Source organism: Paeniroseomonas aquatica, from assembly GCF_030409335.1.
Classification (GTDB): Bacteria; Pseudomonadota; Alphaproteobacteria; order Acetobacterales; family Acetobacteraceae; genus Belnapia; species Belnapia aquatica.
Map to the genome: position 1 here is coordinate 53,212 of NZ_JAUFPN010000107.1, position 25,512 is coordinate 78,723.

Annotated in this window: 27 protein-coding genes and 1 tRNA gene; 16 read left to right on the forward strand and 12 right to left on the reverse strand. The window is 69.8% G+C overall.

The features are described from left to right. Window positions 1-3: 3 nt before the first annotated feature. Genes QWZ14_RS09340 through QWZ14_RS09370 form a run of 7 tightly spaced genes read right to left on the reverse strand, consistent with a single transcriptional unit; the run spans window position 4 to window position 6,104 of the window. Window positions 4-858 carry an NHL repeat-containing protein gene (locus QWZ14_RS09340; protein ID WP_290316366.1) on the reverse strand — a complete coding sequence of 285 codons (855 nt, stop codon included), beginning with the start codon at window positions 856-858 and terminating at the stop codon, window positions 4-6. Continuing rightward, complete coding sequence (locus tag QWZ14_RS09345; protein ID WP_290316367.1) at window positions 855-1,781, reverse strand: polysaccharide deacetylase family protein; 927 nt, start codon at window positions 1,779-1,781, stop codon at window positions 855-857. Before QWZ14_RS09345 ends, QWZ14_RS09340 begins: the two co-directional genes overlap by 4 nt. Beyond that, complete coding sequence (locus QWZ14_RS09350; protein WP_290316368.1) at window positions 1,781-2,254, reverse strand: ureidoglycolate lyase; 474 nt, start codon at window positions 2,252-2,254, stop codon at window positions 1,781-1,783. The genes QWZ14_RS09345 and QWZ14_RS09350 overlap by 1 nt, the downstream gene beginning before the upstream one ends. Window positions 2,255-2,256: 2 nt before the next feature. Then, window positions 2,257-3,099: an ABC transporter permease gene (locus QWZ14_RS09355; RefSeq protein WP_290316369.1), complete on the reverse strand. Its 843-nt coding sequence runs from the start codon at window positions 3,097-3,099 to the stop codon at window positions 2,257-2,259. Next, window positions 3,092-3,937, reverse strand: coding sequence for an ABC transporter permease (locus QWZ14_RS09360; RefSeq protein WP_290316370.1), 846 nt, complete (start codon window positions 3,935-3,937; stop codon window positions 3,092-3,094). The genes QWZ14_RS09355 and QWZ14_RS09360 overlap by 8 nt, the downstream gene beginning before the upstream one ends. Continuing rightward, window positions 3,934-4,962: an extracellular solute-binding protein gene (locus QWZ14_RS09365; RefSeq protein ID WP_290316371.1), complete on the reverse strand. Its 1,029-nt coding sequence runs from the start codon at window positions 4,960-4,962 to the stop codon at window positions 3,934-3,936. Before QWZ14_RS09365 ends, QWZ14_RS09360 begins: the two co-directional genes overlap by 4 nt. Before the next feature lie 2 nt (window positions 4,963-4,964). Beyond that, on the reverse strand, window positions 4,965-6,104 hold the full coding sequence (locus QWZ14_RS09370) for an ABC transporter ATP-binding protein (RefSeq protein ID WP_290316372.1): 1,140 nt from the start codon (window positions 6,102-6,104) through the stop codon (window positions 4,965-4,967). Between the two features lie 177 nt (window positions 6,105-6,281). On the opposite strand from QWZ14_RS09370, the gene QWZ14_RS09375 reads away from it, so the two are divergent. The 8 genes from QWZ14_RS09375 to QWZ14_RS09410 are packed head-to-tail and all read left to right on the forward strand — an operon-like array spanning window position 6,282 to window position 11,833. Then, window positions 6,282-7,115 carry an urease accessory protein UreD gene (locus tag QWZ14_RS09375; protein WP_290316373.1) on the forward strand — a complete coding sequence of 278 codons (834 nt, stop codon included), beginning with the start codon at window positions 6,282-6,284 and terminating at the stop codon, window positions 7,113-7,115. A 42-nt stretch (window positions 7,116-7,157) separates the two neighbouring features. Then, entirely contained in the window at window positions 7,158-7,460 is a 303-nt protein-coding gene (locus QWZ14_RS09380; RefSeq protein WP_290316374.1) for an urease subunit gamma, read from the forward strand. Continuing rightward, a complete protein-coding gene (locus QWZ14_RS09385; protein ID WP_290316375.1) occupies window positions 7,457-7,762 on the forward strand; it encodes an urease subunit beta in 306 nt (101 codons plus the stop codon). Before QWZ14_RS09380 ends, QWZ14_RS09385 begins: the two co-directional genes overlap by 4 nt. After that, window positions 7,762-9,474 carry an urease subunit alpha gene (gene ureC, locus QWZ14_RS09390; protein ID WP_290316376.1) on the forward strand — a complete coding sequence of 571 codons (1,713 nt, stop codon included), beginning with the start codon at window positions 7,762-7,764 and terminating at the stop codon, window positions 9,472-9,474. The genes QWZ14_RS09385 and ureC overlap by 1 nt, the downstream gene beginning before the upstream one ends. Beyond that, a complete protein-coding gene (gene ureE, locus QWZ14_RS09395; protein WP_290316377.1) occupies window positions 9,474-9,980 on the forward strand; it encodes an urease accessory protein UreE in 507 nt (168 codons plus the stop codon). The genes ureC and ureE overlap by 1 nt, the downstream gene beginning before the upstream one ends. Next, window positions 9,910-10,668: an urease accessory protein UreF gene (locus tag QWZ14_RS09400; protein ID WP_408903657.1), complete on the forward strand. Its 759-nt coding sequence runs from the start codon at window positions 9,910-9,912 to the stop codon at window positions 10,666-10,668. Before ureE ends, QWZ14_RS09400 begins: the two co-directional genes overlap by 71 nt. Beyond that, entirely contained in the window at window positions 10,665-11,288 is a 624-nt protein-coding gene (ureG, locus tag QWZ14_RS09405; protein ID WP_290316378.1) for an urease accessory protein UreG, read from the forward strand. Before QWZ14_RS09400 ends, ureG begins: the two co-directional genes overlap by 4 nt. Then, window positions 11,288-11,833 carry a HupE/UreJ family protein gene (locus tag QWZ14_RS09410; RefSeq protein ID WP_290316379.1) on the forward strand — a complete coding sequence of 182 codons (546 nt, stop codon included), beginning with the start codon at window positions 11,288-11,290 and terminating at the stop codon, window positions 11,831-11,833. The genes ureG and QWZ14_RS09410 overlap by 1 nt, the downstream gene beginning before the upstream one ends. A gap of 21 nt (window positions 11,834-11,854) precedes the next feature. On the opposite strand, the gene phnX is transcribed toward QWZ14_RS09410, so the two are convergent. Further along, window positions 11,855-12,679 (reverse strand): phosphonoacetaldehyde hydrolase, encoded by an 825-nt coding sequence (gene phnX / locus QWZ14_RS09415; RefSeq protein WP_290316380.1) that lies wholly within the window; start codon window positions 12,677-12,679, stop codon window positions 11,855-11,857. Next, window positions 12,679-13,797: a TIGR03364 family FAD-dependent oxidoreductase gene (locus QWZ14_RS09420; protein ID WP_290316381.1), complete on the reverse strand. Its 1,119-nt coding sequence runs from the start codon at window positions 13,795-13,797 to the stop codon at window positions 12,679-12,681. The genes phnX and QWZ14_RS09420 overlap by 1 nt, the downstream gene beginning before the upstream one ends. Window positions 13,798-13,985: 188 nt before the next feature. On the opposite strand from QWZ14_RS09420, the gene QWZ14_RS09425 reads away from it, so the two are divergent. Further along, on the forward strand, window positions 13,986-14,399 hold the full coding sequence (locus QWZ14_RS09425) for a globin family protein (RefSeq protein WP_290316383.1): 414 nt from the start codon (window positions 13,986-13,988) through the stop codon (window positions 14,397-14,399). Window positions 14,400-14,407: 8 nt separating this feature from the next. Here the strand turns inward: QWZ14_RS09425 and QWZ14_RS09430 are convergent, their stop codons facing one another. From QWZ14_RS09430 to QWZ14_RS09440, 3 genes are all read right to left on the reverse strand, one after another. Continuing rightward, entirely contained in the window at window positions 14,408-15,130 is a 723-nt protein-coding gene (locus QWZ14_RS09430; RefSeq protein ID WP_456307232.1) for a pyridoxine 5'-phosphate synthase, read from the reverse strand. 5 nt (window positions 15,131-15,135) lie between these two features. Next, complete coding sequence (gene pdxA, locus QWZ14_RS09435) at window positions 15,136-16,209, reverse strand: 4-hydroxythreonine-4-phosphate dehydrogenase PdxA (RefSeq protein ID WP_290316385.1); 1,074 nt, start codon at window positions 16,207-16,209, stop codon at window positions 15,136-15,138. Window positions 16,210-16,291: 82 nt separating this feature from the next. Next, window positions 16,292-17,311 (reverse strand): Bug family tripartite tricarboxylate transporter substrate binding protein, encoded by a 1,020-nt coding sequence (locus tag QWZ14_RS09440; protein ID WP_290316386.1) that lies wholly within the window; start codon window positions 17,309-17,311, stop codon window positions 16,292-16,294. 190 nt (window positions 17,312-17,501) lie between these two features. On the opposite strand from QWZ14_RS09440, the gene QWZ14_RS09445 reads away from it, so the two are divergent. From QWZ14_RS09445 to QWZ14_RS09475, 7 genes are all read left to right on the forward strand, one after another. Further along, window positions 17,502-18,746: a serine hydrolase domain-containing protein gene (locus tag QWZ14_RS09445; protein ID WP_290316387.1), complete on the forward strand. Its 1,245-nt coding sequence runs from the start codon at window positions 17,502-17,504 to the stop codon at window positions 18,744-18,746. Between the two features lie 95 nt (window positions 18,747-18,841). Continuing rightward, window positions 18,842-20,194, forward strand: coding sequence for a GTPase HflX (gene hflX, locus QWZ14_RS09450; RefSeq protein ID WP_290316388.1), 1,353 nt, complete (start codon window positions 18,842-18,844; stop codon window positions 20,192-20,194). Window positions 20,195-20,364: 170 nt separating this feature from the next. Continuing rightward, window positions 20,365-20,439: transfer RNA gene (locus QWZ14_RS09455), tRNA-Gly, on the forward strand. A 351-nt stretch (window positions 20,440-20,790) separates the two neighbouring features. After that, on the forward strand, window positions 20,791-21,312 hold the full coding sequence (locus tag QWZ14_RS09460; RefSeq protein WP_290316389.1) for a metallophosphoesterase family protein: 522 nt from the start codon (window positions 20,791-20,793) through the stop codon (window positions 21,310-21,312). 190 nt (window positions 21,313-21,502) lie between these two features. Further along, on the forward strand, window positions 21,503-22,819 hold the full coding sequence (locus QWZ14_RS09465) for a dsDNA nuclease domain-containing protein (RefSeq protein ID WP_290316390.1): 1,317 nt from the start codon (window positions 21,503-21,505) through the stop codon (window positions 22,817-22,819). Window positions 22,820-22,879: 60 nt separating this feature from the next. Next, window positions 22,880-23,440 carry a hypothetical protein gene (locus tag QWZ14_RS09470; RefSeq protein ID WP_290316391.1) on the forward strand — a complete coding sequence of 187 codons (561 nt, stop codon included), beginning with the start codon at window positions 22,880-22,882 and terminating at the stop codon, window positions 23,438-23,440. Between the two features lie 52 nt (window positions 23,441-23,492). Then, a complete protein-coding gene (locus tag QWZ14_RS09475; protein WP_290316392.1) occupies window positions 23,493-25,448 on the forward strand; it encodes a coiled-coil domain-containing protein in 1,956 nt (651 codons plus the stop codon). Window positions 25,449-25,512 lie beyond the last annotated feature (64 nt).

Below are 25,512 nucleotides of genomic sequence, written 5' to 3' on the forward strand. Positions count from 1 at the left end.
GGGCTAGACCGGGACCAGCCGGGTGAGCCGGTTGGGGTTCTGCTCGCTCTGGTAGATCACCCCGCTCGCCGGGTCCCGCCACATGCCGTGCGCCCCGTTCAGCACCGGCCGGCAGCGGCCGATCAGCCGACCCTTGGCATCGAAGTGGCTGAGCCGCGGCACCTGATCGGTGACGTAGAAGCTGCCATCCGGCCCGCCGTGGACGTCCATCGGCTTATGGACGTCGCGGATGTCCTGCAGGTGGGTGCCTTCGGGGGTGAAGACCTGGACCCGGCTGTTGTCGCGGTCGGCCACCAGCACCCGCCCGTCCTCCAGCACCCAGACCGAATGCGGGGTGATGAACTCGCCCGCCCGGTCCCCCGGCCGGCCCCAGGCGCCGAGGTAGGTGCCATCGGCCGCGAAGCGATGCACCCTGGCATTGGCATAGCCGTCGGCCACGACCATCGTCCCATCCGGGGCGAAGGCGATGTCGCAGGGCGCGTTGAAGGGCTGCCCCGGCCCGTGCCGGGTGCCGAGGCCGCCGATCCGCGCGCCGGCGGCCGAGAAAATGATGATCTCATGCGCATCGCGGTCGACGACGAAGACCCGGCCATCGGGATGGACGGTCGCCATGTGCCCGTCCATGACCACCCCGCCGCCCCAGGCCGCCAGGCGTTCGCCGGCCGGGGACAGCACGACGATCGCCGGCGCCTCCGGGTCGGTATAGGGGTCCACCCGGAACTGCACATAGACCCGGCCGGCGGCATCGCAGGCGACGTCGCTGATGCGGCCGGGACCATCGACCGGCAGGTCGCCCCAGGGCCGCTCGATGCGGTAGCGCTGCGGCCCGAGGGCGACCCTGTAGCTTTCCCGCGTCATTCGTTGAGGCCCTTGCCGGGATAGGGGTGCGTCGCCACCCAGTGCCGGGCGATATCGACCCGGCGGGTGATCCAGACATCCTGCTGCTGCAGCATGTGGTCGAGCACCCGCTGCAGCCCGACCGCCCGCGCGGGATGGCCGATGAGGCGCTGGTGCAGCCCGACCGACATCATCTTCGGCCGCCCCGCCCTTCCCTCGGCGAGAAGCATGTCGAAGGCATCGCAGATGTAGCTGAACCACTGGTCGCTGGTGCCCATCCAGCCCGCGTATTTCCCATCGTTGTTGGTGATGGAATAGGGCACGACCAGCTGCGGCTTGCCGTCGACCGTCAGCCAGAAGGGCAGCTCCTCGCCGTAGTAGTCGCTGTCGTAGAGGAAGCCGCCGTGTTCCATCACCAGCCGGCGGGTGTTCACGCTGGGTCCGTAGCGGCAGTACCAGCCCTCCGGCTTGTGGCCGATGGTCTTCTCCAGGCTGGCGACGGCGCGGGCGATGTGGTCGCGCTCCTCCGCCTCGGACAGCTCGAAATGCTTCACCCAGCGCCAGCCGTGGGAGCAGACGTCGTAGCCGGCGGCGCGGATGGCGGCGGCGGCCTCGGGGTTGCGCTCCAGCGCCATGGCGCAGCCGAAGATGGTCAGCGGCAGGCCGCGTTCGGCGAACAGCCGGGTCAGTCGCCAGAAGCCGACGCGGCTGCCGTATTCGAACATGCCCTCGGCGGCGAGGTCGCGGCCGGACTTGAGCTGGTTCAGCCCATGCGATTCGGTCAGCCCGTTCTCGGTATAGCCGTCGCCCAGCTCGATCGAGGGCTCCGAGCCCTCCTCGTAGTTGATGACGAAATTGACCGCGATCTTGGCCCCGTTCGGCCATTGCGGGTCGGGCGGATTGGCGCCGTAGCCGATGAAGTCGCGTTTCACCTCATAGGACATCAGGGCAGCTCCACGCTAAACTCGGGCACCTCGACGAATTCCTCGTCGGTCTTGCTGCCGTCCCGCCACATGACGATGACGAAGCGGGCCGGGCCGTCGAGGATGGTGAAGGGGTGGTGCCAGACATTGGCGCCGAAGGTGACGCCCTGCATCGGCCCGGCGAGGAAGGCGCGGGCGCGGGCCATGTCCGGCCCGCCGTCCTTGTCATGCGGGGCGACGATGACCAGCCAGCGCCCGGCTTCCTGCGGGATGAAGGACTGGGAGCTGAACTCGTGCCGTTCCATGGTGGTGGAGCGCAGCGGCATCTCGGCCACGGCATGCTTCACGGTCAGCGAGATGCTCGGCCGCGCATTGGGCCGCAGGTTCGCCAGCGCATCCTCGAAATAGGTCCGCCCCGGGATGGCGGGGCATTCGATCACCTCGCCATAGGCCAGGAAGGCGGCGGAGGTGAGCGGTTCGGCCTTGAGAAACATGTCTATCCCCGCATGCGGCGCGTCAGGCCGGTGAACCGTTCCATGACCAGCATCAGGACGAAGACCGTCAGGATGAGCAGGCCGGAAACGGCGGCAACCCGGACGTCGAGCGTGCTCTCCATCATGCCCCACATCCGGATCGGCAGCATGTCCGTCCGCGCCGAGGAGAGGAAGAGGGAGACCGGCACATTGTCGACCGAGGCCATGAAGGCGAGGAAGGCCCCGGCGGCGATCCCCGGCGCGATCAGCGGCAGCACCACCCGGCGGAAGGTCATCACCGGCCCGGCGCCGAGGCTGCGCGAGGCATCCAGCAGGGAGGGATCGAGCTGCGAGAGCGAGGCGCCCACCGTCCGCAGCACGAAGGGCGCCACGACGATGAGGTGGCCGGCCACCAGCATCTCCAGCGAGGGCCGGAAGCCCAGCAGCGAGAAGTACATCAGCGCCGCCAGGCCGAAGGCGAGGCCGGGCAGCACCAGCGGCGCCATGAAGAAGGCATCCGCCAGCCGCCCCGCGCGGCCCGCCGCCCGCGCCATGGCGACGGCGGCCGCGGTGCCCAGCACCGTCGCCAGCCCGGCCGCCCAGGCGGCAACGGTCAGGGTATTGCCCACCGCGCGATGGATCTGCCGCGACCGCACCTCGTCCAGCAGCAGCTCGTACCAGCGCAGCGAGAAGCCGGTGGGCGGGAAGCGGATGGAGCGGCTGTCGGTGAAGGAGGTCGCCAGCACCACCAGGATCGGCCCGACCAGGATCAGCAGCGCCAGCGCCGCCAGGAACCCGATGATCCCGACATAGGCGATCTCGCCCATGCTGCGGCGCCGCGCCCCCGCCGTGCGAAGTCTAGCCATGGATGCGTCCCCCCGCGATGCGCCCGGCCGTGGCGATGACGGCGATGACCGCCGAGACCGAGACCAGCAGGGCGATCGCCGCCGTCGCCGCGAAGGGCCAGTTCGCCACCACCATGGCCTGCTGCCAGACCATCGCCGGCAGGTAGACCAGCCGCTCGCCGCCTATGACGGACTGGCTGATGAAGGCGGTCGTCGATGAGGCGAAGACCAGCAGGCAGCCGGCGGCGATGCCGGGCGCGGCCAGCGGCAGGATCACCCGGAACAGCGTCCGCCAGGGCGAGGCGCCGAGCGAGGCGCTGGCATCCATCAGGTTCGGGTCGATCCGCGCCATGACCGAGAGCAGCGGCAGCAGCAGCAGCGGCATCTCGATCTGGGTCAGCGAGATCACCAGCCCGAGCTCGGTCTGCAGCAGCCGCAGCGGGTCGGCGGCCAGGCCCAGCCCCATGACCATTTGGTTGACCACGCCCTCCCGCCCCAGGATCACGATCCAGGCGAAGGTGCGCACCACCACGCTGGTCAGCAGCGGCATCACCACCACGAACAGCAACACCCGCTGCCAGCCCGGCGAGGCCGCGCGATAGGCCAGCGCCAGCGGCAGGCCCAGCAGCAGCGTCGCCGCCACCGTCTTCAGCCCGAGCAGCACCGTGTTGCCGATGACCTTCCAGTGGAAGGCATCGCCGAGGAAGCGCTGCCACTGGCCGAGGCCCAGCACCGTCATGCGGTCGTCCGCGTAGAAGGATACCGCAAACAGCATCAGCAGCGGCGCCACGAAGAAGGCGGCGTAGGCCAGCCCCAGGGGCGCGACGAGTGGCGCGGCGAGCCCCCAGGTGGATCTCATTTCGCCATCTCGCGGTTGAAGCGCTCGATCCAGCCGCCGCGCAGCGGGTTGATCTTCGACCAGTCGTGGGTGTTGAAGCTGGACATCTCGGCCAGGCTCTTCATCGGCAGCCCGGCGCCGAGCGGCACCCCGGTATTCACCGGCACGAAGTTGTAGGGCGCCTTCTGCAGCGCGTCCTGCACCGCCCGGCCCACGACGATATCGATGTACTTGTAGGCATTCTCGATATTCTCGCAGCCCTTGGCGATATGCAGCGTGGTGAAGAAGGCGGTCGCGCCGGTCGAGGGCACCGCGAATTCGATATCGACGCCGCGGTCCTTCAGGGTCGTGACCGTCTGGGTATTGGTATAGATGACGTCGCACTGGCCCTGCTGGAACAGCCCGGGCAACGCTGCCGGCGAGCTGACGGCGGCGATCTTCGGCAGCACCTTCTTCAGCTCGGCCAGCGCCGGCTCGATATTCGTCTCCGAGCCGCCGAAGACCTTGGCCAGCTCGATCAGGCTGACGGTGCCGAAGGTGGTGCCGAAGCCGGTGAGGCCGAGGCGGGAGACCCAGGGGTCCTTCAGCAGGTCGGCATAGCCGGTCGGCTTCGGCAGCTTCTTCGGGTTGTAGGCGACGCCGACGACCTGGGCGTTGCAGCCGACGCCCCAGTCATCGACCAGCATCCCCGGCAGCGCGGCGCGGCTGGTCAGCTTCGAGACCTCGAATTTCTCGAACATGCCACGGTCGATGGCGGTGATGCGGGGCCCCGGGTCGAGCACGAAGCAGTCGAAGGGCGGGGCGCCGCGGCTGGCGGCGAATTTGGCGATCTGGTCGACCGCGAAGAGCCCCTGCATCTCCAGCTCGATGTTGTGCTGGCGCTTCAGCGGCGGCGCCACCAGCTCGCGGAAGGCCTCCTCCCAGGCGCCGGGATAGATGGCGGTGGTGACGCTGCCGGCGCGCTGGGCGCGGGCGAGCGACGGCGCGAAGGCCGGCGCGGCCAGCCCGGCGAGCAGCGCGGCGCGGCGGGTGAGGGTGATGGACATGGTCATTCCTCCTCGGTGTCGGGATGGGGAAACACGGCCGGGCGGGCGCCCGGAACCAGGCCGCACCAGGCCCGCGGGCCGCGGTCGGCGATGCCGCCCAGCCGCGGCTCGACCAGCCGCAGCGGCGCGCCGCCCTCGGTGGTCGCCTCGCGGATGGTCTGCCCGCCGATCGGCAGGGCCAGGCCGAGTGCGACCGGGAAGCGGTCGTCTGCCGCCTCGTCGTGCAGCATCAGCTGCTCGGGCCGCACCGCCAGCACCGCCGGCCCCGGCGGCAGCGGCGCGGCGCTGCCGAGCGGCGCCGCGAGATGGGCGCCATCCGGCAGGCGGATGCGGGCCATGCCGGCCTCCGCCCCCAGCATCAGGCAGGGCAGCAGGTTGGTGCTGCCGATGAAGCCGGAGACGAAGCGGGTGCGCGGCTGGTCGTAGACCTCGACCGGGGTGCCGAGCTGCTCGATCCGGCCGCCGCGCATCACCGCGATCCGGTCGGCGACGCTCATCGCCTCGTCCTGGTCGTGGGTCACCAGGATGGCGGTCAGGCCGAGCTGGCGCTGCAGCCGCTTGATCTCGATCTGCATGTCGAGCCGGAGCGAGCGGTCGAGCGCGGCGAAGGGCTCGTCCAGCAGCAGGATGCTCGGCTCGATCGCCAGCGCCCGGGCCAGCGCGACGCGCTGCTGCTGGCCGCCCGAGAGCTGCCGCGGGGCGCGGTCCCGCAGCGGGCCGAGCTGCACCATCTCGAGCAGCTCGGCCACCCGCGCCGCGATGCGCGGCTTCGCCCAGCGCCGCGCCTGCAGCCCGTAGGCGACGTTGTCGGCGACGCTCATGTGCGGGAAGAGCGCGTAATTCTGGAAGACGATGCCGACCTGCCGGCGGTTCGGCGGCAGGTCGTCGATGCTGGCGCCGTCGATCAGCACCTGACCCTCGGCCTGCCGGGTGAAGCCGGCGACGGTGCGCAGCAGCGTGGTCTTGCCGCAGCCGGAGGGCCCGAGCAGCGCCAGGATCTCCCCGGGCTGCACCGCCAGGTCCACGGCATCCAGCGCGGTGAAGCCGCCGTAGCGCACGGTCAGCCCGAGCACGTCGAGCGTGTGGCCCTGGAGCGAAGGCGAAGGGGACGCCGCGGGGTCGGTTGCGGGAGCAGTGGGCACGGGATTCTCCGGGAGCGGGGCGCAGGACGCAACCTTCGTGCCAGCTTCCCTCCACCGCCGATCCCCCGCCTCGATCCCCTGTCGTGTCCCGTGCTGTTTGGGTTCGCGCCATGCTGCCGAGATTTTCGGCATCTGTCCCGCCTTGCCACGGGCGGGGCGCATGTCATCCTGCGGCCGATGCCGCCTGACGCCTCACCCAGCCGCCACCAGCGCGCCGACGGCGCCTTCGAGCTGGCCTTCGGCCCGTCGCCCCGCGGCACCGCCCTGCGCCACCTGTTCCAGCAGGCGCCGCTGCGGATCCTCTTCCCCGACCCGGAGCCGGGCGAGCCGCCGACCGCCGCCATCCTGAACTGCGCCGGCGGCCTGGCCGGGGGCGACGCGCTGCGCCAGTCCGTGCGGCTGGAGGCGGGGGCGCGGGCGACCGTCTGCACCGCCGCGGCGGAGAAGGTCTATCGCAGCCTCGGGCCGGACAGCCGGATCGAGACCACGCTGTCGCTCGGCGCCGGGGCCTGGCTGGAATGGCTGCCGCAGGAGACCATCCTGTTCGACGGCGCCCGGCTGGCACGCGGCATGCGAACGGTGCTGGAGCCGGGGGCACGGCTGCTGGCGGCGGAGATGCTGGTCTTCGGCCGCGCGGCGCGGGGGGAGAGGATGGCGGCAGGCATGGTGTTCGACCGCTGGCGGCTGCATGGACCGGAGGGGCTGCTCTGGGCCGATGCGCTTGACCTGCCGGACCCCGGCCGGCTGGCCTCCCCCTTCGGCTTCGCTGGGGCCGAGGCGCTGGCGACCCTGCTGCTGGCGGCGCCCGGGGTGGAAGCCCACCGCGACCTGCTGCGCGGGATGCCGGCGCTGGCGCCGGGGGCGATGACGCTACCGCGTCCTGGGCTGCTGCTCGCCCGCTGGCTCGGCCGGGCGACGGAGGTGCGGCGGGCGGCGGGGGCGGCGATCGCCGCGCTGCGGGCCGCGGCGCTGGAGCAGCCGGCGCGGCTGCCGCGGCTGTGGACGACATGAGCCGGGCCGGGCCATGATCGGCGCGAGAGACGAGGGACTGGCATGAACCTGACGCCGCGCGAGAAGGACAAGCTGCTGATCGCCATGGCGGCGGCGGTGGCCCGCCGGCGGCTGGACCGCGGCGTGAAGCTGAACCATCCGGAGGCGGTGGCGCTGATCACCGACTTCGTGGTCGAGGGCGCCCGCGACGGCCGCAGCGTGGCGGAGCTGATGCGCGACGGCGCCACGGTGATCACCCGCGACCAGGTGATGGAGGGGATCGCCGAGATGATCCATGAAATCCAGGTGGAAGCGACCTTCCCCGACGGCACCAAGTTGGTGACCGTGCACGAGCCGATCCGATGATCCCCGGCGAGCTGTTCCCGGCCGTGGGCGAGATCGAGCTGAACGCCGGCGCCGACAGCATCGAGTTGGAGGTCGGCAATACCGGCGACCGGCCGATCCAGGTCGGCAGCCACTACCACTTCGCCGAGACCAATCCGGCGCTGGCCTTCGACCGTGCCGCGGCACGCGGCCGCCGGCTCGATATCGCCGCCGGCACCGCGGTGCGGTTCGAGCCGGGGCAGACCCGGACGGTGCAACTCATCCCCTTCGGCGGCAGGCGGCTGGTGCACGGGTTCCGCGGCGAGACGGAGGGACAGGTCTGATGCCGGCACGGATCTCGCGCGCCGGCTATGCCGGCATGTATGGCCCGACCGTCGGCGACCGCCTTCGGCTGGCCGACACCGACCTCATCATCGAGGTGGAGCGGGATTTCACCACCTATGGCGAGGAGGTGAAATTCGGCGGCGGCAAGGTCATCCGCGACGGCATGGGCCAGTCCCAGGTGACCCGCGCCGGCGGGGCTATGGACACGGTCATCACCAATGCGCTGATCGTCGACGTGACCGGCATCATCAAGGCCGATGTGGGCCTGAGGGACGGCCGCATCGCCGCCATCGGCAAGGCCGGCAACCCGGATACGCAGACCGGCGTCACCATCGTCATCGGCCCGGGCACCGAGATCATCGCCGGCGAGGGCCGTATCCTGACCGCCGGCGGGCTCGACGTGCATATCCACTTCATCTGCCCGCAGCAGATCGAGGAGGCGCTGGCCGCCGGCATCACCACCATGTTCGGCGGCGGCACCGGACCCGCGCATGGCACGCTGGCCACCACCGCGACGCCGGGGCCCTGGCACATGGCGCGGATGCTGCAGGCGGCCGAGAGCTTCCCCGTCAACCTCGGCTTCCTCGGCAAGGGCAATGCCGCGCTGCCGGCGGGGCTGGAGGAGCAGATCCTCGGCGGCGCCTGTGGCCTCAAGCTGCACGAGGACTGGGGGACGACGCCGAAGGCGATCGACACCTGCCTCCGCGTCGCCGATGCCTTCGACGTGCAGGTGGCGATCCACACCGATACGCTGAACGAGAGCGGCTTCGTCGAGAGCACCATCCAGGCGATCGGCGGCCGCACCCTGCAGGCCTTCCATACCGAGGGCGCCGGTGGCGGCCATGCGCCGGACATCCTGCGGGTGGTGGGCGAGCCGAACTTCCTCCCCAGCAGCACCAACCCGACGATGCCCTATACGGTGAACACGGTGGACGAGCACCTCGACATGCTCATGGTCTGCCACCACCTCGATCCGCGCATCGCCGAGGACGTGGCCTTCGCCGAGAGCCGCATCCGGCGGGAGACCATCGCCGCCGAGGATATCCTGCACGACCTCGGCGCCATCAGCATGATGAGCAGCGACAGCCAGGCCATGGGCCGGGTCGGCGAGGTCATCATCCGCACCTGGCAGACCGCCCACAAGATGAAGGCCCAGCGCGGGCGCCTCAAGGGCGAGACGGGCGACAACGACAACCTGCGGGTCCGCCGCTACATCGCCAAATACACCATCAACCCGGCGATCTCCCAGGGCATCAGCCAGCATGTCGGCAGCGTCGAGGTGGGCAAGCTGGCCGACCTCGTGCTGTGGTCGCCGGCCTTCTTCGGGGTGAAGCCGGACATGATCCTGAAATGCGGCTCCATCGCCATGGCGGCGATGGGCGACCCCAATGCCTCCATCCCGACGCCGCAGCCGGTGCACTACCGGCCAATGTTCGCCAGCTACGGCAAGTCCATGGTGGCGAGCGCCGTCACCTTCACCTCCGCCGCGGCACTGGCGGATGGGATCGGCGCGCGGCTCGGGTTGCAACGCGAATTGCTGGCGGTGCGGAATACCCGCTCCGGCATCAGCAAGCGCGACATGGTGCTGAACGATGCACTGCCGAAGATCGAGGTCAGCCCGGAAACCTACGAGGTGCGGGCGGACGGCGAGTTGCTGATCTGCGAACCAGCCAAGGTGCTGCCCATGGCGCAACGGTACTTCCTGTTCTGATGGCCGAGGCACTCCCCCGCGCCACCCAGGTCCTGCCCGCCGGCGGCTGGATCGCCCGCACCGCGCGCCATGCCGTGACGCTCGACTTCGACGATCGCTTCCGCCGCCGCAGGCGCATCGTGGCGGAGGATGGCTTCGCCTTCCTGCTGGACCTCGAGGAGGCGACCGCGCTCCGCGACGGCGACGGGCTGCTGCTGGAAGGCGGCGGCGTCGTCCTGGTGCGCGCCGCGCCCGAGCCGCTGGTCGAGATTCGCGCCGAGAGCCCGGGCAGGCTGATGCGCCTCGCCTGGCACCTCGGCAACCGCCACCTGCCGACCGAGATCCAGGCCGAGTACCTGCTGATCCGCGACGACCACGTGATCCTCGCCATGCTGCGCGGGCTCGGCGCCGAGGTGCGGCAGGTGAATGCGCCCTTCAACCCCGAGGGCGGCGCCTATGGCGAGCACAACCGCCAGCCGGGGCATCACCACCACCACGATGGCCATGACCACGACCATCACCACTGAGGGCACCACTCACGGCGCCGCGCTGTACCGGTTGCTGGCATGGCTCTCCCCGGCCTATCCGGTCGGCGCCTATACCTATAGCCACGGCCTCGAGACCGCGGTGGAGGATGCCAGCATCACCACCCGCGCGGTGCTGGTGGACTACGTCGAGACGGTGCTGCTGGCCGGTGCCGGTCGCATCGATGGCGCGCTGCTGGCCGCCGCCTGGCGCGCCGCCGAGGCCGGCGACGATGCGGCCCTGGACGCGGCGGCGCTGCTCGCCGCCGCCTGGCGCGGCACGGCGGAGACGGCGCTTGAATCCATGGCGCAGGGGACGGCCTTCACCAGCGTGACCCAATCCGCCTGGCCGGAGCCGCGCTTCGCCGCCTTCGCCGCGCGGCATCCGCGGCGGCTGGCGCATCCGGTCGCCTTCGGGGCCGCCGCCGGCTTCCAGGGCATTCCGCTGCGCCCGGCGCTGGCCGGCTGGCTGGCCGCCTTCGCCGCCAACCTGGTATCGGCCGGGGTCCGGCTGGTCCCGCTGGGCCAGACCGATGGGCAGATCGCCACCGCCGCGCTGCACCCGGTGGTGGAGGCCGCGGCCGATGCGGCGCTCGCCGCCGACCTCGACCGCATCGGCACCGCGGCGCCGATGCTCGACCTGCTCTCGATGCGCCACGAAACCCAGTACACGAGGCTCTTCCGCTCATGAGCAATGGTCCCTTCCGCGTCGGCATCGGCGGCCCTGTCGGCTCCGGCAAGACGGCGCTGACCGAACGGCTCTGCCGCCACCTGCGCGATACCCATGACATCGCCGTCATCACCAACGACATCTACACCAAGGAGGACGCCGAATTCCTGACCCGCGCCGGGGCGCTCGATCCCTCCCGCATCGCCGGGGTCGAGACCGGCGGCTGCCCGCATACCGCCATCCGCGAGGATGCCAGCATCAACCTCGCCGCCGTGCACGACATGGTGGAACGCTTTCCCGGCCTCGAGGTGCTGTTCATCGAAAGCGGCGGCGACAACCTGGCGGCGACCTTCAGCCCGGAGCTGGCCGACCTGACGCTCTATGTCATCGACGTCTCGGCCGGCGATAAGATTCCCCGCAAGGGTGGCCCGGGCATCACCCGGTCGGATATGCTGGTCATCAACAAGATCGACCTCGCGCCGCTGGTTGGGGCCGACCTGTCGGTGATGGACCGCGACAGCCGCCGGATGCGCGGCACGCGGCCCTTCATCTTCACCAACCTGAAGGAGGATCTCGGCGTGGCCGAGATCGCCGATTTCATTCTCACCCAGGGCGGGATCGCCCCGCGAAAGGCTGCCTGATGAACCCCTTGATGCTCCTCGCCGCGGCACTGCTGCTGCCCGGTACCGCCCTCGCCCATCCCGGCGGTCCCATGGCCCACGGAATGCTGGCCGGCTTCGCCCATCCCTTCGGCGGGGCGGACCACCTGCTGGCCATGGTGGCGGTCGGGCTCTGGGCCGGGCTGTCGGGCGGTGCGGCGCGGCTGGCGCTGCCGGGCGGCTTCCTCGGCGGCATGGCGCTGGGCGCGTTGCTGGGCCTTTCCGGCGTGGTGCTGCCGATGGCCGAGGCCGGCATCCTCGCCTCCGTCATCGTGCTCGGCGCCCTGGCGGCGCTTGCGGTGCGGCCGCCGCTGCTGCTGGGCGTGGCGCTGGCAGCGGGCTTCGGCCTGCTGCACGGCCATGCCCATGGCACCGAGCTGCCGGGCGGCCTCGCCATGCTCGGGATGCTCGGCGGCACCGCGGTGCTGCATGCGGCCGGGCTGGCGCTCGCCCAGCCGATGCGCCGGGCGGCGCAGCTGGCGGGCGCGGCGACGGCGGTGGCCGGGCTGGTCCTCGCCATCGTCTGACGAGCAGGGGCGCCGGCCGGTTCAGCCCGGCGCTTCGCCCACGGCCAGCCATTGCTCGATATCGGCAATGGCGGCCGGCAGGTCCGCCACGCTGTCGATCACCAGATGCGCCCCGGCGGCGGTGAGTTCCGCCGTCGCCCGCAGGCGGGCCGCCTCGCGTGCCTCGGCCGGGGCCGCGGCCAGTTCCTCGACCGACCAGCCGGCGATGTTGCCGGTCATCGCCACCCCGACCGCCCAGCAGCCGGCGGCTCGCGCCTCGCCGATGCCGGGCGGCGTGTCGTCCACCTTCACCACGGCCGCCGCCGGCCAGATGCCCATGGCGGCCATCACGTGCCACATCTGCAGGGGCGCCGGGCGCCCGGCCGGCAGGTCGCCGGCGCAGACGGTCACCTCCGGCACGAAGCCCTGCGCGGCGGCGAGCGGCGCCAGCTCGGCCATGATCGGCCGGGTATAGCCGGTGGTGCTGCCGAAGCGGATGACGCGCGCGGCCAGCACCGCCAGCGCCTCGCGCACGCCGGGGATCAGCGCCGCGTGGTCCTTGATGGCGGCGACGTTCATCGGCTCGAAGAGGGCGAAGACCGCCTGGACATCGGCCTCGGAGAAGTCCCGCCCGTGCCTCGCCCGCCAGGCCGGGGCGACGGCGGCGCCGACCGCGCGGATATGGTCGGCCTTGGCCATGCCCATCGGCCCGCGCGCATCGGCGATGGAGATCTCGACGCCCAGCTCGGCGAAGGCGCGGACGAAGGCGCCCATCGGCGCCCGGCTGCCGTGGTCCACCACGGTGCCGGCCCAATCCAGCACCACCGCCTGCACCGGCCCGGTATAGGGCACCTGCCAATCCTGCATCAGGCCTTCCCCCAATTCTCGAAGACGTCTTCCGCCAGGCCGAAGGCGGTGCTGGCGCCGGTGCCGCTGGTGACCGAGACCAGCATCACCCCCGGGGCCGGGCTTTCGTAGAAGGCGGTCTCGGGGCCGGAGGGATAGACCCCGACCCAGCGCTCCACCACCTCCGGCCGCGGCAGGTCGAGCACCGCCGACAGCTCCCGCAGGATCAGCGCATCCACCTCGGCCGGCTGGAACGGGTCCGGGCTCGGCGCATAATGATGGCTGTCGCCCACCACCCGCGAACCATCGGCGCCCTGCACGACGATCAGATGAATGCCGTGTGACAATTCGGCGGCCTGTTCGGCCTGCAGCCGCGCGGCGAGCCGCGGCAGGCCGGGTGCCGCCGCATAGCCGCGGTAGCGCGCCAGGCCCAGGTCGCTCATCACCGCGCCCGGCAGCCGGAAGCCAGGCGCCGCCACCCGCAGCATGTGCAGCTTGCAGAGCGTGACGGCGCGGCGGGCGAAGACCTCGGGGAAGAGGGTGCGGATATCCGTTCCCGGGCAGACGATGATGCGGTCCGCGGTGATGGGGCCGCCGCTGCAGTGCACCCGCCCGGTCTCGACCGCATGCACCGCGGTGACGGGGCGGAATGCGACCCCCCGGGCCTCGGCCAGCCAGGCGGTCAGGCGGGGGATGGCATCGCGACTCTCGACCCGGAGCTCGTGCGGGCTGTGCATCGCCCCGGCGAGGTCGGCCCGCAGCGCGCCGAGACCGGCCGCCTCGGCCGCGGTGAGCAGGCGGCAGCCCGCGCCCATCGGGCCGGCGGCGAATTCCTCGAGCACCGCCAGCGCCTCCGGCCGGCGGGCGGCGAAGACCAGCCCGCGGTGGTGCACCGCGATGCCGGCCTGCGGCGCCACCTCGGCCCAGACGTCGCGGGCGCGCCGGGCCCGTCGCCAGCAATCCCCCTGTTCCTGCCCGGTCACGGTGACGAAGCCGAAGTTGCGGATCGAGGCGCCGGTGGCGCGCGCCTCCCGCTCCAGCACCACCACCCGCAGGCCTGCCCGGCTGGCGGCCAGCGCATGCGCCAGCCCGACGATGCCGGCGCCGATGACGGCGCAGTCGAAATGCGTCTCGCCCAAGGGCGGTTGTCCTCCATGGCCTGGCCGGGCAGGGTGTAGCGCCGCCGGCGGGTCGCCTCAATCGCGCGTCGCGCCCCCGGTCCGCGGCCAGGTGACCGAAGGCGCCAGGGGTCCGGCTCCGATATCGATTTCGTAACGGAGCGGGGGTTCAATCAGGCGCCGACGCCCGGCCGACAAGGACCATGCCGATGACCCCCGAACAGGCCACCCTCGTCCAGGACAGCTTCCGCCAGGTGATCCCGATCAAGGAGCAGGCGGCGACGCTGTTCTACGGCCGGCTCTTCGAGACCGACCCGACGGCGAAGCCGCTGTTCCGCACCACGGACATGGCCGAGCAGGGCGCCAAGCTGATGGCAACCTTGGGCTTCGTCGTGGCCGGGCTGAAGCGGCCGGCCGAGGTGGTGCCGGCCGCGCAGGAACTCGCCCGGCGCCATGTCGGCTACGGGGTGACGGAGGCGCAGTACGCCTCGGTCGGGGCGGCGCTGCTCTGGACCCTGGGGCAGGGGCTGGGCGAGGCCTTCACCCCGGAGGTCGAGGCGGCCTGGGCGGCGGCCTATGCGCTGCTGGCGGGCGTCATGACCGCCGCCGCGGCCGAGGGCTAGGCTGCGGTTCAGCCGGCGCGGGCCGCGGCGATCAGCGCCTTCATGTGCCGGATCACCGCCGGCAGGCCCTCGAAGACGCTCTGGCTGATGAGGAAATGGCCGATGCTGACCTCCGCCACCTCCGGCATGGCCGCGATCGGCGGCAGCGTCTTGTAAGACAGCCCGTGGCCGGCGTGGCAGAGCAACCCCGCCGCCGCCGCGGCGGCGGCACCCTGCCGCAGCCGGGCGAGATGCGCGGCGCGGTCCGCCACCGCCGCATCGGCATAGGCGCCGGTATGCAGCTCGATCGCCTGGGCGCCGAAGCGGGCCGCCGCCGCGATCTGCCGGGCATCCGCCTCGACGAAGATGGAGACCTCGATGCCGGCGCCGGCCAGCCGGCCGATCGCGTCCTGCAGGGCATCGCCCGCGGCGATGACGTCAAGGCCGCCTTCGGTCGTCAGCTCCTGGCGCTTCTCGGGCACGATGCAGCAGGCCGCCGGCCGCAGCCTGAGGGCGATGCCGATCATCTCCTCGGTCGCCGCCATCTCGAAATTCAGCCGGGCCGGCACCTCGGCGGCGACCCGGTCGAGGTCGCGGTCGCGGATATGCCGGCGGTCCTCCCGCAGGTGCATGGTGATGCCATCGGCCCCGGCCGCCATCGCCATCCGGGCCGCCTCGACCGGGCAGGGGAAGCTGCCGCCCCGGGCATTCCGCAGGGTGGCGACGTGGTCGACGTTCACGGACAGGCGCATCGGGGTCATCGGGCGGCATTCCTGGGTTCGGCGGGTCTCTCGGCAAGATGCCCGGCCTGGTTGTCCACCTCGAGGCGCCTGCGGTTGGCCGCGATCTCCGCCGCCAACCGGATGGCGGCGATCAGGCTGCCCGGGTCGGCCTGGCCGGTGCCGGCGATGTCCAGCGCCGTGCCATGGTCCGGGCTGGTGCGGACGATCCTGAGGCCGAGGGTCACGTTCACCCCGCCCGCCACATCCAGCGTCTTGATCGGGATCAGCGCCTGGTCGTGGTAGAGGCCGATCGCCACGTCGTAGCCCGGCCGCGCCTTGGCGGTGAACATGGTGTCCGGCGGGATCGGGCCGCGGGCATCGATCCCCTCGGCCCGCAGGGTGGCCACGGCCGGCGCCACGATGTCGCGGTCCTCGGTGCCCAGCGTCCCGTCCTCGCCGGCATGCGGGTTGAGCCCGGCGATGGCCAGCCGCGGCGCGGCGATGCCGAAGTCCTGCCGCAGCCCGGCCGCGGTCAGCCGGGCGACCTCGACGATCAGCGCGGGCGTCAGCCGGGCGATGGCCTGGCGCAGCGGCTCATGGATCGTCACCGGCACCACGCGCAGCTCCGGGCAGGCCAGCAGCATCACCGGGGCCGGCCCGGCCCCGGCCAGGGCGAAGAGGTATTCGGTATGCCCGGGGTGGGCGAAGCCGGCGGCATAGAGCGCCGATTTCTGGATCGGGTTGGTCACCACCCCGGCGGCCCGCCCCGCCAGCGCCAGCGCCACCGCCTCGTCGATGGCGGCGATCACCGCCGGCGCATTCGCCGGATCGAGCCGCCCCGGCACCGTCGGCCGGGCCAGGGGCCGGTGCAGCACCGGCAGCGCGGTGGCGAAGACCGCCGCCGCCTGCTCCGGCGCCTCGATCCGCCGGACCGGGGCGCCGGCCAGCCGCTCCGCGTCGTCGATCAGGAAGAAGACCGGCCCGCTGCCCCGCAGCGCCTGCCAGGCGCCCACCGCGATCTCGCCGCCGATGCCGGCCGGCTCCCCCATGGTCAGCGCCAGGGGCAGCGGGGCGGGCGAGGGGTGGACCGGTCGGGAGGTATCCATCATCCGCATGTAGCCCCGCCGCCCCCCACTGCCCAGCCGGCCGGCGGCGCGAAATGCGTGCCGGCCAGGCCGGGCGGGGCCGCGGCTAGTCCACCCGTGCGCCGCTGGCCTTGATCAGCGGCGCCAGCCGCGCCTCCTCGCGCGTCCGGTAGGCGGTGATCTCCTCGGGCGACGTCCACCATGGCGCCGCGCCGAGCTCCTGGAAGCTGCGCACCAGGTCGGGGTGCTGCAGCGCCTGCCGGGCGAAGGCCGAGTGCCGTGCCACCACCGGCGCCGGCACGCCGGCGGGGCAGCAGACGGCCCCCCAGGAGGTAATCTCGAAGCCGGGCAGGAACTCCGCCATGGTCGGCAGCTCGGGCGCCGCCGGGCTGCGCTGCGGGCCGGTGACGGCCAGGGCGCGGATCCGTCCCTCGCGCGCCGTCGGCAGCAGCCCCGGGATGTTGTCCATGATCAGGTGCACCCGGCCGCCGAGCAGGTCGAGCAGGGCCGGGGCGCCGCCCCGATAGGGCACGTGCAGGATCTCGGTCCCGACCATCTGCTTCAGCAGCTCCCCCGAGAGGTGCGGGGTGGTGCCGATGCCGGAGGTGCCATAGGCATACTTGCCGGGGTTGGCCTTCAGCAGCGCGATCAGCTCCGGCACGCTCCGCGCCGGCAGGTCGTTGTTGACCACCAGCAGGTTCGGCAACTGCCAGAGGCCGGAGACGAAGGTGAAATCCTTCGCCGCGTCGAAGGGCAGGCTGGCGTAGAGCGTCGGCGCGATCGCATGGGGGGCGATGCTGCCCAGGCCGATGGTGTAGCCGTCCGGCCGGGACTTGGCGATCGCGTCCACGCCGACGTTGCCGCCGGAGCCGCTGCGGTTCTCGACGACGAACTGCTGGCCGGTGAGTTCGGTCATCTTGGCGCAATAGAGGCGCGACAGCGTGTCGGTGGCGCCGCCCGGCGGGAAGATGTTGATGTAGCGCACGGTCTGGCTGGGCCAGTCGCTGCCCGGCTGCGCCCGGCTCGTCGCGGCAAGGCCGGACGGCGCGGCGGCGGCGGCGGCCAGCAGCCGGCGGCGCGACAGCGGTGCGGAGGCGGGCCTGGCGACGCCCGATGGATCTGTCATTCCCGTTTCCCCATACGTCCGGCTTGCTGCCGGCGATTGCCCTGCATTGGCCCCCGCGCAGCATGGCGGGAGCGGGGGGAGGATAGCGCCTCCGCCTCCGGGCTGAAACAACGCAGCATCCCGCGGCCGGCGGGTGGGGTCTGGGAACCGGCCGGGCGGCGGGATAGGCTCCGCGCCGGAGGAAACACCCATGAAGATGCTGCTCGTCGGCCTGCTGGCGCTGATCGCGCTGCCCGCGTCCGCCGCGGATCCGCTGCCCCGTGCCGAGCCGCGGAGCCTCGGCCTCTCGCCGGAGCGGCTGGCCCGGATCGGGGCCACCCTCGAGACCGAGGTGCGCGAAGGCCGCATGCCGGGCGCCGTCGTCGCCATCGCCCGCCGCGGCAAGCTGGCCTACTACGAAGCCTTCGGCTTCCAGGACGGCGGCCGCACCCGGCCCATGACCCGCGAGGCCATCTTCCCGATCGCCAGCATGACCAAGGTGCTGACCGGGGCGACGCTGATGTCGGTGCTGGAGGAAGGCCGCCTGTCGCTGAACGATCCCGTCGGCCGGTTCTTCCCGGCCCTGGGTGAGATGCGCGTCGCGGTCGACGGCAACCCCGAGACCACGGTGCCGGCCGCGCGGCCGATCCGCCTGATCGACCTGGCGCGCCATACCTCGGGCATCGTCTACGGCAACCGCGGCACGACCGCCGCGCATCAGCTCTGGCAGCGCAGCCTCGGCGGCTATGCCCGGATGTCCGGGCCGGCGTTCATCGCCGCCATGGCGAAGCTGCCGCTGCTGCACCAGCCCGGCACCACCTGGGAATACGGGCTCTCGATCGACGTGCTCGGCCTGGTGATCGAGGAACGGACCGACAAGACGCTGGGCGAGGCCATGGCCGACCGCATCCTGCGGCCGCTCGGGATGCAGGATACCGGCTTCGTCCTGCCCGAGGACCAGCGGGGCCGCTACGCGACGCCGCTGCCGACCGACCCGCTGACCGGCCGGCCGCAGGAGGTGCGGGTCGGCCTCGCCGCGCCCGGCTTCGAGGGCGGCGGCGGGCAGGCGGTCTCGACGGCGGCCGACTACATGCGCTTCGCGCAGATGCTGCTGAACGGCGGCACGCTGGACGGCAGGCGGGTCCTCTCGCGCAAGGGCGTGGAGGAGATGACCCGGGATCACCTCTACCCGGAGGTCGCCAACAACGTGCCGACGACCGAGCCGCACCTGACCAACTTCGGCTTCGGGGTGACGGTCGCGGTGCGGCGGGAGGGCGGCTCGGACGTGCTCGGCAGTCCGGGGATGTTCACCTGGAACGGCGCCTATGGCACCGCGATGTGGGTCGACCCGAAGGAGGAGCTGGCGGTGGTCTACATGGCGAGCACGCCGGGGCTGATCCGGCAGCACTACCGGCGGGTGATCAATGCGCTCGTCTATGCGGCGATCGAGGACTGAGAGGCCGGGCCGTGGGGGCGGCCCGACCTCCCGCCGCCTCGCCGGCGGAACCGGGGCGTTCCAGGCTTCGGGTCGATCCATGCTACAGCACCGGCATGAAGACCAAGCCCCCCATTCCGCTCGCCGTCCTTGTTGGCATCCAGACGCCCGACGTCGACGACGTCGCGCACGGGGCCAGTCTCGAGGAGCTGGGGCGCCTGGTGAAGACGCTGGGCTACGAGGTGGTCGATACGGTATCGCAGCGGCGCGAGGGCACCGGCGCCGGGCTGCTGCTGGGCAGCGGCAAGCTGGCGGAGCTGGCGGCGCTCACCGGCGGCACCGGCGAGGTCGGCTCGATGGCGCCGCCGCCACGGGCCAAGGCGCGGCAGCGTTTCGAGGGGGCGGCCGGACCGGCCGATCCGGCCGCGCCCGAGCCGGAGGCGGCGCGCAGGCCCGAGTTCGTCATCGTCGACCATGAGCTCTCGCCCAGCCAGATCCGCAACCTGGAGCGCGCGACGGGGGCCCAGGTCCTGGACCGCACCGGGGTCATCGTCGAGATCTTCCACCGCCATGCCAAGACCCGCGAGGCGAAGCTGCAGGTCGAGATGGCGCGCCTGAAGTATGTGGCGCCCCGGCTGCGGGAATCCTCGGGCGGCGGCGGGCGGCAGCAGGGGCCGGGCGCCGGCGAGACCAGCCTCGACCTCGACCGGCGCAAGATCCGCGACCGGATCTCGGAGCTGAAGGACCAGCTGGAGGCGGTGCAGCGCGACGGCGACAACCGCCGCGCTGCCAGGCGGGACCAGCTGCGGGTGGCCCTGGTCGGCTATACCAATGCGGGCAAGTCCTCGCTGATGCGGGCGCTGACCGGCAGCGAGGTGCTGGTGGAGGACAAGCTCTTCGCCACCCTCGATACCACCGTGCGCATCCTGCAGCCGGAGACCCGGCCGCGCGTGCTGGTCTCCGACACGGTCGGCTTCATCAAGCAGCTACCACATGACCTCGTCGCCTCCTTCCGCTCGACGCTGACGGAGGCGCTCGAAGCCTCCCTGCTGCTGTATGTGGTCGATGCCTCGGATCCGACCTACGAGGCGCAGCTGGAGGTGAGCCGCAGCGTGCTGCGGGAGATCGGGGCCGACGCGGTGCCGTCCCGCCTGGTGCTGAACAAGATGGACCGGGTGGATCCGGCCGGGCGGGCCGCCCTGGCGGAGAAGCATCCGGAGGCGATCATGCTCTCGGCCCATGCACCGGATGACGTGAGTGCGCTGCGGGACACCATCATGGCCTTCTTCGAAGCGGCGATGGTGGAGGACGTGCTGGTGCTGCCCTATGCGAAGCAGGGGCTGATCGGCGAGGTCTACGACAGCGCGCGGGTGCTGTCGGAGGACTATGACGAAGCCGGACGGGTGTTGACGGTGCGCGGCCTGCCAGGCGCCATCGCGCGCCTGCGGCGCAGCCTGGCGGCGGAATGAGCGGCGGCGCCCTGGCTGGCGGGATTTGCCCGCGGCTGCCCACGAAGCGGAAGGATATGATTTCAGGGCTTCGGGGCATTGTTCCGGCAGGGAAGCCATGGCTGCGGCCGGCGTCTGACCCGGGCTTGCAATCGCCAAAAACTATGATAGACACCCGGTCAACGACGGACGCGGGCGTAGCTCAGGGGTAGAGCACAACCTTGCCAAGGTTGGGGTCGAGGGTTCGAATCCCTTCGCCCGCTCCAGTCGATTTTCCAACCTCACATTTTCTATGCGTCGACGGCGCCCTGAACCGCAGGTTTCCTGGGGTTTTGCCGCAGCGGCTTGGGGGTTGGAGAACGTAACGAGCCTGAAAATCGCTCTCCGAAAGTGCAATACTCTCCGAAGCTTGGGGGCAGCCCGATTTAACCCCCAAGCTTCAACCGTCTGAAAATGCTAAATATTGTCCGATGCTGGGCGGGCGTAAGTTGCGCTTCAGATCGCCTACCGGTCGAGTCTCGGGACCCGAACCTCGGCCGCAACCGACGCCTGACCAGCTCAAAACCGCCGGCAGCCAAATCCGCTACAGTGCCGCGGCTCACCGGATCGGACTGCGCATGGCGGTATTTTTTACCAGCGATACCCACTTCGGTCATGCCGGAGCACGAGGCTTCTACCGCCGCCCCTTCGCATCTGTGGCTGCAATGGACGCGACCATGCTGGACCGCTGGAACACGACAGTAGGGCCTGAAGATGAGGTCTGGCACCTCGGAGATTTCGCCCTCGGTGTACCGGAGATACGGATGGCGGAACTACTCGGCCGGTTGCGCGGACGCAAGCACCTCGTCACTGGCAACAACGACACGCCGGCGACGACCAGCCTCGCTGGATGGTCGAGCGTCCAACCCTATGCCGAAATCGAACTCGACGGATTGGGTCTTGTGCTTTGCCACTACCCTTTCCGCACCTGGCGAAACATGAGCCGTGGCTGGCTGAACCTGCATGGTCATAGCCACGGCCGCCTGGCGCCGCTGCTACGGCAGGCCGACATCGGCGTTGATGTTTGGGACTTCAGGCCGGTGAAGCTGGAGCAGATCACCGCCACTAAGCGGACCCGCATGAGGATAGCGCCAGCGTAGCGTCTCCTCTTGGACCTAGATCGCGCACCGCCTCTCTCAAAGAATCCTACGTCTCGGCCAGAACACGAGGGAACCTGCCGCGCTGGTATACAGCGTTGCGGCGCAGTTCAAAAATGGATGGGCTCTTGTCGTCCCGGCGACTTGCGTCCTACGTTGAAAAACAATCTCTGACCTATAATCGGCGTGGGGTATGCCAGATTCCACAGATGACCCTTTGACGGCGCCGAAACCGAGAAGTCGCCGGAGGGTCGCTGTAGCACCCGGGGCCGATCCGACAACCGTCCGTAATACCGTGGATAGGGGCGATGCGACCGGGCGCGACTATCGGTACCAGCACGGCTACGGCGTCATCCTGTTGGTGGCTGCCCGATGTGGCCGACGGCCTTACGTGGCCATCTGGTGCGAGCAGCACGAAGACCTGCTCGCCCAACGGCAGGACGGTCTGTATGACGGTTACCAGATCAAGACGGCTCGTCCAGAGGGCGGGGCGTGGAGACTGACCGACGAGGACTTGGTTAAGTCGATCGGGCGCTTTGTCGACCTTGTCAACGAGTTTGGCCCGAAAATCGGCAGCCTGTATTTCGTGTCAAACACCGAGTGGGATGAGATTACTCCCGAGAGCAAAGACGATCGCCGGCGTGGTCGATGCCCGCGGCTGTTCTTGCAGCACGTGCGAGGCTGCAAAGCCACGACGGACATCGCCGAGCCCTACGCGAAAGCTTTTCTCGACCTGCAGGCAGGATGCAGTTGTACGGCCGATGAGCTTTTCGCTGTACTTAAGCGCACCGATCTCATCATCGGACCGGCACGACGCGAGATCGAGGCATCTCTCGCGCACGAGCATCTTCCGCTGCTCAGCGAGTGCCAGTCGCTCAGCCCCAAGGATTTGAATTCGATCCGCGATGACCTTGTAGCGCAGGTTCATCGGGCGGCGTCTCTGCAGGTTACCGATCCAATCCGCCATCTCCGGGCCTTCATCGACCCCACGGACCCGGATCCGGTTCTGCTCGCCAAGCGGATCGTGGTCGCTGACATTGAGATACGGCCACCTACCGCCGTAGATATGCCGGGATTCGAGTTTGTGGGCGAGCCGACGCTCCAACTAGAGGCGGGCATAGCCGGGAACGTCATTGATCAGAAGCTCAATAAGGCCGGGCTCGTCGACCAGACTGACTACATGCGCGGCCGTGCGCGTTCCGCTGAATTCAACCTGATTAAAGATGTACACCGGAGACCAGACGCCTTCCCGAAGCTGCTGGTGCAGATCGAGCAGCGTGTTTACGGCGAGGCGATGGAGGCGCAGTTGCAAGCCCAGCAGCAGCCTGCGCCGTACGGTCCCGCCATGTTGATGGATGTGCAGGCCCGGCTAAAGCGCCTCGCGGAGACGGATGCCGCGGCGATCGGTCACCATAAGTATGACTGCCTGATCGGTGTGGCAGGCTTGTTGACGAACGCATGCCGGATCTGGTGGGGGCCGCGGTTCCCAATCATCACGGCGTCAGAGTGATGGCACGGTGCCAGAACTCGCGTAAGCTTCCGCTCCATTGGTGATGCCATGAGCCTGCGATTGATCAAGGCGGTCGCCGAAACGGAGAATCTCGACGATTTCCACCTGAGCCGCCTGCTGGTGCTGCTCGGCAGCGCCGATGCACGCCAGAAGAAGCAACAGGACAAACTGAAGGCGGTCGAGGGCATCACTAAGCTGGCGAAGCTTGACTTCCTTCTACGGTATCCGACCTGCCTGGAGCGGGCGCTTGCGCAGCTCGGCAAGGATCCGGGCGACGCTGCTGTGCAGCCGCGGGAGCGCACATCAATCGAATCGGCGATGGTGAGGTTCCGGTACGGTCCCTGGGACGCGCGGTATCGCCGGTGGCTCGGGCTGCTTGCCGCCCGTGGCCTGATCACTCTGGGTGTGGAAGGTAACACGGTGCAGATCGGCCTCACGGACGCCGGTCGGCAACTGGCGGACCAATTCCGGACCGATCAGCTGTACGGCGATCTGGCCACGCGCGCCGATGTTGTGCTGAAGGCCGTAGGGTCCATGAACGCGACGCGCCTGAAAAATTTCGTATACGAGGTGGTACCGGAGATCATCGACATGAAGTGGGGCGAGGAGATCATGCCGTGATGCCGCCACGCACATGCGAGTGTAACCCGAGCACCGCGCAAGGAGCCGATGTGTGCAGTTTCGTCTGAAGACGCTGGCGCTCGAGCTGCGTCGTGGGAAGGTGAAGATCCCCTTTACTGACGTCAGCTATTTCTGGGGCCAAATGGGCGCCGGCAAGACCAGCATCGTGCGCCTTGTCGACTACTGCCTCGGTGGCGGCATCGCGCTGACACCGGCGCTGCAAAGCGAGTTCGTTGGCGCGACGCTGCAGCTCTCGCTAGCGCGCGGCGACCTGCTGATTGATCGCCCACGGGAATCCGACCGCGTCATCGTCAGCTGGGGCCAGGGCGACCAGTCGCATCATCTCAATCTTCCAGCCCGACGCGCAGAAGGTGAGGTTCTGCCAGACACCGGGGTGGAGCAGCTCTCGGATCTGCTGTTCTGGCTCTCCGGTGTCAGGCCGCCGCGCGTCCGCAAGAGTAAGATCAAGGAGGACAGCGAGAGCACGCGTCTGTCGATGCGGGACCTACTTTGGTATTGCTACCTGGACCAGGACGAGATCGACAGCTCCTTCTTTCATCTCGACACGAACGCCCCCTTCTACCTCCGCAACAAGAGCCGCGACGTCGTCCGATACGTGATCGGATTTCACGACGAGCGCGTAGCCGAGATCGAGGCTGAACTCGACCTGCTGCGGGGAGAGCGAAAAGCCCTGATGGCGGCAATCGCGGGCCTGGCACGTGCACTCAAGGAAGTAGGCGTCGAGTCCGAGGCTCAGATTCTCGATCACATCGAGAAACTTCACGCACGCGCCAAAGACTTGGAGAGCAGCATTCAACAGGGACGAACTGCCGCAGAGGCGCAGCGGCCGACCGTTCACGCGGCCGACCGTTTGCGCGAGCAGGCGATGTCCCTTGGCGTAGAGCTCGCCTACCTCGAGCAGGCGATCCAGGACCTGCGGGAGATGCAAGACCACGAACGCCGGCACTTGCACGAGCTACAGACGCTGTCGCTGAAATACCGCCGGTCGCTTTCCGCAAAGGCGGTGCTCATCGGCGTTGAGTTTGAGATCTGCCCGCGCTGCGCACAGCAGCTGCCGGAACCGGAAGATGGCCAATGCAGGGTTTGCGGGCAACAGGATAATGTGCAGGCCATCGATCCGACCGAGGCGGCCCTCGTCGAGCGGGACGCAAAACTCAGGATAACCGAGCTAACGGATATTTTGGCGCGGCATGACGAGAGCCTTGGCAAGCTTCAGCGCGAACGGGAAGTGCTTCTCGGTACCAAATCCCGCATCGAACGTGAGCGCAATGAATCGCTGCAGCGGTACGACACGGCGTACCTGTCCACAATGCTGTCAACCGAGCACGAGCGGGCTGCTGTGCTGCAGGAGGCCGAGAACCTTCGCGCGCTGTCCAGATTACCCAAAATGCTCGAGGAGCAGCGCGACAAGCTCGCCGAAGTAGTGGCGCAGGAGCAGCGGCTTCGCACGTCACTGAAGGCTGCGCGCGAGGCTGCGGAGAGTGACGAGCGGAATCTGGAGCATTTGAAGGAGCTCTTCCTGGATTGCCTCGTGCGGGCGGGCGTGCCTGGTATTACACGTCAGGACCGGGTGGACATCCCGACCACAAGCTACTTCCCAGAGGTTTACGGCCCCAATCCTGACGACCGCACGGTCACATCCTTCGCCACCATCAGCAGCGGCGGAAAAAAGACGCTTTTCAAATGCTGCTTTGCGATAGCGCTGCATCGGCTGGCCGTCGACGTCGGCGCGCCGCTTCCCGAGCTTCTCATAATCGACTCATCTATGAAGAACATCAGCGAGCGTGAAAACCGGCAGCAATTCCTGGGCTTTTATCAGCTCGTCTACGAGCTGGCGTCGGGTGAGCTGCGCGATACGCAGTTCGTGCTTGTCGATAAAGAGTTCGCGCCGCCGCCTTCCTCCGTCTCGTTCGAGCTTACGGAGAGACATATGCGTCCGGGGGATCCTCAGAACCCTCCGTTAATTACCTATTACAACGGCAAGTAGGGTGGACCGTGCTCATAGTCCGACCTTGGACCTTTTTCGACGCCTCCTGTGAACGTGTGAACGG